Below are 6,002 nucleotides of genomic sequence, written 5' to 3' on the forward strand. Positions count from 1 at the left end.
CGAATGATCGTCATACGCTGCCCTCGTTTGCCGGCAGCATGCAGCGCAACTTGAAATTTACGCCTCGACCATCATCCGGGATAGTTGATAGCTGCCTCCGTGATTCGAACAATTGAGCGACAGGCTTGGTTGGATGAACGAACTCGCTCGCACGCGGGGGGCAGTTCGTGTCCGTATCCATCACAACAGCGGACAGCAGCTGGCGAACCTCGGGTGCGATCGAGCTCACCATCTCGCCACGCACGCACAGGCGTGCCGCATGCGCGTCAAACCGCGCTTCAGCTCGCGCAGAGTCCGGAAAAGCGTCGATCCTCAAAATCACGGTACCCTGATTGCCACCCCTTAGCGAGCCTGCGTGAGAAGGCTTCAAAAGACGATCATTCTCGAATGCGCAAAGTTCAACGGCCATTCGCGCTCACGAGTCCTCTCCCTACAGCGCCGCGCGTCCTATGAGACGCGCAAGGACGCGGTAGCACTTTGAATTGCTGCGTGTTTTGTCCTCAAATCGGCGACGATTTGTGGAACCTGCAGTAGAGTATTTGGAGGCGTCGCGAATTTCGATCACCTTGCGGGATTAGCCGATCTATTCGCGAGTATAGGTTGTCCAGGGCGCGGGTTGGGTTTCGCGTCTCAAGTCATTGGCAAGACTTGCTGAAAGGGCGGCACGTCCTCTCGAGCGCGCCCCGATTCCCCGATCCCGCGGTTGATGAGGGCGCGGCAAATGAGCTTTGGCCGGCCCCAAGCGGTTAGGGGTTGCGGCGCGACGTCCAAAACTGCAGCTCGAGCCGACGTTCTTCGATCTTGAGCGCAGCGCCAACAGGGGGTGATCGCTATGGTTGGTTTTCGCTCGGCTGCACCGCGACAGACAAGGCCCATCCGCTTAGGCCGTCCGATCCCGCCGAAGAACCGCCTCCAAAAGGCGCATTGGCTCAGCCGGTCGCTGAGGGGCGCCTCGCGCCATGCCGGTGTGGCCTTCGACCAGCAGGTCTCAACACCCATGCCTTCACGAGCCTCATGAGCGACCCGACCCAGGTCGTTTGCGAAGCTAAACCAACGTATAGGTTCTTTATAGCCTTACTACTATTACGTTTTACACCGTACTGCGGCGAAATTGCCCGCTTAAATGCGTAATAAGCTCAATGCAATGCAGACAAGAAATAATTTATCGTATCTGAGATTACGAGACCTCAAGACGTTATTGTTCTTGCTGCCGTGTATTCTCGCCGCTACGGCCTGCTCAACCATAGGATACCCCGTAAGAAATTTACGGGTTGGTGAAGAGGCTTCTGCCACTCACGTTAAACAGAAAAACCTTCTCGATCTACTGTACGTCACCGACCGGGCACCTGCCGCCTCAACGAGTGGCGAGCTCTCCTACAGCTCGTTTAGGGGGCATTCAATGAGCTTCGGTTCGGTAACGCTTGCGCGCGAGCGGTCGCGCTTTCACCGTGGGTCCGGTGGACAGCGTGACGCATCGCTACAGGTTTCACACACGACCAAACTCGGAGAATTTCCGCAGTCGCCATATCCAATCGAACTCACACCTCACGGTCCCCGTCGGGTACCGACAACAGTCGATGCCCATATGCGGGCGGCCGCCGGGTTGCAGGGGGAGGTGGCCCGGCGGCTTGCGATGGCGAAACGCAAGGAATTGGTCATTTTTGTTCATGGCTATAACAATAGCTTCGACGACGCCGCCAAAGCCACCGGCAAGATATGCGATACCCTTACTCAGGAGTTTGTTTGCGTGTCGCTTTCCTGGCCAGCGGGCGGATCGGGCGGCGCTTTCTACGGGTACAATATCGACCGTGAGTCTGGTGAGTTCGCAGTAGCGGATGTGAAGAAGGCGATTCGTATCATTTCCGCGACCGTAGCCGTCAAACGTCTCCACCTCGTCGCGCACAGCCGCGGCGCAGACGTCCTGCTATCCGCCCTTCAGCAGTTGGGAATGGAAGCATACGTCACCCGGTCGTCCCCTACCGAGCGGTATAAAATCAATAATGTGGTGCTGTTCGCTCCGGACATCGATCTCGATGTTGCCACAGCAAAATTGTTCGGCTTCGTGTCTGATCCCGATGCGCCACACGGAACGACAGCAGCCCCTTATGGCCCTTTACCGCCCATAGGCCCGCTGCATTTGACCGTCTATTCATCACCCAATGACAAGGCGCTCGCCCTTTCAGGCGGGCTGTTCGGAAGCGTTGTGCGCCTCGGGAGTTTAACCAGCGCCAGCATCAGCGCCAAGGAAGCGGGTTCGAACGCGCTTTGGAAGAATTCGCAGTTATCGGGTGTCGCCGACTTTATCGAATATAGAGGAAGTGCAGGCTTCGCAGGGCATAGCTATTTCTTGTCCGACCCGGCGGTGCAAAGAGATCTAGCTGCCTTACTCAGGGACCGTCTCAAGGCCGGCGACCCCGGTCGGCCACTGGTCGAAACAAAACGTCCATTTTGGAGAGTCCTCAGCGGCAATTCTGAAAACCAACTGTCCCGCGACGGTCGAAATCAGTTCGATGAGTGATAGCGGCTTCGGGGCCGGTCAATAGCCGACGCAATGCCGTCCGCGGCAAAAGTCGCGGGGACGATGCCACCTGTTATGTCCGGGGCTTTTCCGCAAGTTGCGAGAGGAGTCGACCCATGAGCGGAGAATCACCGAAGCAGCGACCGCCAATCTCCGCCTGGAACGCACGGCTGGAGTGCTGGAGCCGTGGCTCCATGTGGCGGCTGCGAACGATGTCGGGGAGAAGCTGGCGGCTGGCGAACCGGACACCAACCAGACACAGAAAGGGCGCCTCGACGCCTGTGCGGAGGAGCGCTTGGGGAGGCGCCATCCGCGGGGTTTTGTGCCGGACGGCAAAAACCCCCGGTCGCGGGCGCGAAGCGGGGGTTTGATTTGGTTGCGGGGGCAGGATTTGAACCTGCGGCCTTCAGGTTATGAGCCTGACGAGCTACCGGGCTGCTCCACCCCGCGTTACCTGTTTCCGGGCGTGGCGGCCCGGTTGATTGTTGTTGTGCCGGTCCTCGGCTGCGCCTGCGGTCCGGCGGGGGCTGCTCCACCCCGCGTTATGGTTTTTCCGTTCAAAGCACAAGGGCCGCTTGGTTGCGGCCCTTTTGGTGTCGGCTTGGGCCGCGTTTTGTGAGAGAAGATGTTTTGCTTGCGATTTGCAGACCTGGCAGCGACCTACTCTCCCGCGTCTTAAGACGAAGTACCATCGGCGCTGGGGCGTTTCACGGCCGTGTTCGGAATGGGAACGGGTGCAGCCACCCCGCCAGAACCACCAGGTCGGCAAAGCGCAAGCTTGAGCCTTGCGATGCAGGCTCAATCTTGCTCTTTGCTGGCGCGGCTAAGCTTATCCTTCTTGCTTGTCGCTCGAAGGGCAGCCGCGCGGGCCATACGGCACCCTCCTCAAGGAGGCTCCGTTGGCCTGGAGCAAGTTTCACATGCATGGCATGGCAAACTTTAATCGAGAAGCTGGTGAGGCTTTCGCCTCTTTTTCTTTGAACACGTCTTGCGTCTTATCCGGATATTTCCAGCAGCCGGCAGAGCCGAGCCGCCGGACGTCCGGCGCGCCGTCCGCAGCGCTACGCGCGTGAGGACAAAGAATTGCGATGCTCATCTATGATGAGCATGAGCAATGGGAACGATCAAGCCGATCGAACGATTAGTACCGGTAAGCTTCATGCGTTGCCGCACTTCCACACCCGGCCTATCAACGTGGTCGTCTTCCACGGTTCTCAAGGGAATACTCGTTTTCAGGTGGGTTTCCCGCTTAGATGCCTTCAGCGGTTATCCCTTCCATATATAGCTACCCTGCTATGCCCTTGGCAGGACAACAGGTCCACCAGAGATATGTCCATCCCGGTCCTCTCGTACTAGGGACAGATCCTGTCAATATTCCTACACCCACGGCAGATAGGGACCGAACTGTCTCACGACGTTCTGAACCCAGCTCACGTACCGCTTTAATTGGCGAACAGCCAAACCCTTGGGACCTGCTCCAGCCCCAGGATGCGATGAGCCGACATCGAGGTGCCAAACAACCCCGTCGATATGGACTCTTGGGGGTCATCAGCCTGTTATCCCCGGCGTACCTTTTATCCGTTGAGCGATGGCCCTTCCACGCGGGACCACCGGATCACTATGACCGACTTTCGTCTCTGCTCGACTTGTCAGTCTCGCAGTCAGGCGGGCTTATGCCATTGCACTCGACGAGCGATTTCCGACCGCTCTGAGCCCACCATCGCGCGCCTCCGTTACTCTTTCGGAGGCGACCGCCCCAGTCAAACTACCCACCATACACTGTCCCGGATCCGGATGACGGACCGCGGTTAGACATCCATGACGATAAGGGTGGTATTTCAAGGATGGCTCCACGAGAACTGGCGTCCCCGCTTCAAAGCCTACCACCTATCCTACACATGCCGACACGAATGCCAGTGTAAAGCTATAGTAAAGGTGCACGGGGTCTTTCCGTCTGACCGCAGGAACCCCGCATCTTCACGGGGAATTCAATTTCACTGAGTCTATGTTGGAGACAGCGGGGAAGTCGTTACGCCATTCGTGCAGGTCGGAACTTACCCGACAAGGAATTTCGCTACCTTAGGACCGTTATAGTTACGGCCGCCGTTTACTGGGGCTTCGATTCAGAGCTTGCACCCCTCCTCTTAACCTTCCAGCACCGGGCAGGCGTCAGACCCTATACGTCGTCTTGCGACTTCGCAGAGCCCTGTGTTTTTGATAAACAGTCGCTACCCCCTGGTCTGTGCCACCCCATCATACTTGCGTACAAAAGGGTCACGCTTCTTCCGAAGTTACGCGTGCAATTTGCCGAGTTCCTTCAACATAGTTCTCTCAAGCGCCTTGGTATACTCTACCTGACCACCTGTGTCGGTTTCGGGTACGGTCTATACGGTGGAGCTATTTCCCGGGACCGCGTCCAAGCCTGGACAATCCAATAAGTCCAGACAAGTTAAGCGATCCGTCACTACCACCAGGCCCACGAATATTAACGTGGTTCCCATCGACTACGCGTGTCCGCCTCGTCTTAGGGGCCGGCTAACCCTGCTCAGATTAACTTTAAGCAGGAACCCTTGGTCTTTCGGCGAGAGGGTCTCTCACCCTCTTTATCGTTACTCATGTCAACATTCGCACTTCCGATACCTCCAGGACCCCTCACGGGTATCCCTTCACAGGCTTACGGAACGCTCCGCTACCACTTGATCTTGCGATCAAATCCTCAGCTTCGGTGCATGGCTTTAGCCCCGTTACATTTTCGGCGCAAAGACCCTTAATTAGACCAGTGAGCTGTTACGCTTTCTTTAAATGATGGCTGCTTCTAAGCCAACATCCTGGTTGTTTTGGGATCCTCACATCCTTTCCCACTTAGCCATGACTTGGGGACCTTAGCTGGAGGTCAGGGTTGTTGCCCTTTTCACGACGGACGTTAGCACCCGCCGTGTGTCTGCCGACTAGTACTCCCCGGTATTCGGAGTTTGGTTAGGATCAGTAAGACGGTGAGTCCCCATAGCCCATCCAGTGCTCTACCCCCGGGGGTATTCGGTCGACGCTCTACCTAAATAGATTTCGCGGAGAACCAGCTATTTCCGAGTTTGATTGGCCTTTCACCCCTAGCCACAAGTCATCCCAATCTATTGCAACAGATGCGGGTTCGGTCCTCCAGTTGGTGTTACCCAACCTTCAACCTGCTCATGGCTAGATCACTCGGTTTCGGGTCTAATGCGACATACTAAACGCCCTATTCAGACTCGCTTTCGCTGCGCCTTCACCTATCGGCTTAAGCTTGCATGTCACACTAAGTCGTTGACCCATTATACAAAAGGTACGCCGTCACCCTTGCGGGCTCCGACTGTTTGTAGGCATCCGGTTTCAGGTTCTATTTCACTCCCCTTGTCGGGGTGCTTTTCACCTTTCCCTCACGGTACTTGTTCGCTATCGGTCATGCACGAGTACTTAGGCTTGGAGAGTGGTCTCCCCATGTTCAGAC

1 protein-coding gene, 1 tRNA gene and 2 rRNA genes (1 of these 4 only partly in view) are annotated in these 6,002 nt (G+C 56.7%); 1 reads left to right on the top strand and 3 read right to left on the bottom strand.

The genetic code is table 11. The features are described 5' to 3' along the window. Positions 1–1,399 precede the first annotated feature (1,399 nt). Positions 1,400–2,518, top strand: coding sequence for an alpha/beta hydrolase (locus PZN02_RS05845; protein ID WP_280660657.1), 1,119 nt, complete (start codon positions 1,400–1,402; stop codon positions 2,516–2,518). A 373-nt stretch (positions 2,519–2,891) separates the two neighbouring features. Here the strand turns inward: PZN02_RS05845 and PZN02_RS05850 are convergent. From PZN02_RS05850 to PZN02_RS05860, 3 genes are all read right to left on the bottom strand, one after another. Then, positions 2,892–2,968, bottom strand: a tRNA-Met gene (locus tag PZN02_RS05850). Between the two features lie 197 nt (positions 2,969–3,165). Next, a 5S ribosomal RNA gene (gene rrf / locus PZN02_RS05855) occupies positions 3,166–3,280 on the bottom strand. A 358-nt stretch (positions 3,281–3,638) separates the two neighbouring features. Next, positions 3,639–6,002: ribosomal RNA gene (locus PZN02_RS05860) — 23S ribosomal RNA — on the bottom strand (it continues 435 nt past the right edge of the window).

Origin of the sequence: Sinorhizobium garamanticum, assembly GCF_029892065.1 — a bacterium.
In the GTDB taxonomy this organism is placed as follows: domain Bacteria; phylum Pseudomonadota; class Alphaproteobacteria; order Rhizobiales; family Rhizobiaceae; genus Sinorhizobium; species Sinorhizobium garamanticum.

Bases quoted from the DNA above. Each gene is read 5' to 3' on its own strand.
- PZN02_RS05845 (WP_280660657.1), top strand. From the start codon at position 1,400: ATGAGCTTCGGTTCGGTAACGCTTGCGCGCGAGCGGTCGCGCTTTCAC.